Raw genomic sequence first — 567 nt, forward strand, 5'->3', positions numbered from 1 at the left:
ACCTTGGTCAGCAGGTCGATGCCCGGCTGGTGGTAGACGCAGGTGTCAAAGAAGATGTTGTTGAGCAGGTGGTCCTTGAGCAGCGGCTTTTTCATTTCCTGCGCCAGCCCACGGAAGCGGCCCCAGTGGTAAGGCACCGCGCCGCCGCCGTGCGGGATGACAAAGCGCAGTGTGGGGAAGTCGCTGAACAGGTCGGAGGTCAGGCATTGCATGAAGGCGGTGGTGTCTGCGTTCAGATAATGCGCGCCGGTGGTGTGGAAGGCGCAGTTGCAGCTGGTGGACACATGCACCATGGCCGGGATGTCGTACTCCACCATTTTTTCGTAGATGGGGTACCAGTGGCGGTCGGACAGCGGCGGGCTGGTCCAGTGGCCGCCGGACGGATCCGGGTTGAGGTTGATGCCGACAAAGCCGTAGTCCTTGATGCAGCGTTCCAGCTCCGGAATAGAGGTGGCCGGGTCCACACCGGGCGACTGCGGCAGCATGGCGGCACCGATGAAGTTGTCTGGGAACAGCTGGCTGACGCGGTAGCACAGCTCGTTGCAGATGGCCGCCCAGGTGGAGGAC

At 62.6% G+C, this 567-nt stretch carries 1 protein-coding gene; it reads right to left on the reverse strand.

Going from position 1 to position 567, the window contains the following annotated elements; genetic code table 11:
* Positions 1 to 567 (reverse strand): amidohydrolase family protein (locus JHD62_RS21450; protein WP_199104581.1); only part of this gene is annotated, 567 nt, incomplete at both ends.

The organism is Aquitalea sp. ASV11, from assembly GCF_016429185.1.
Taxonomy (GTDB): domain Bacteria; phylum Pseudomonadota; class Gammaproteobacteria; order Burkholderiales; family Chromobacteriaceae; genus Aquitalea; species Aquitalea pelogenes.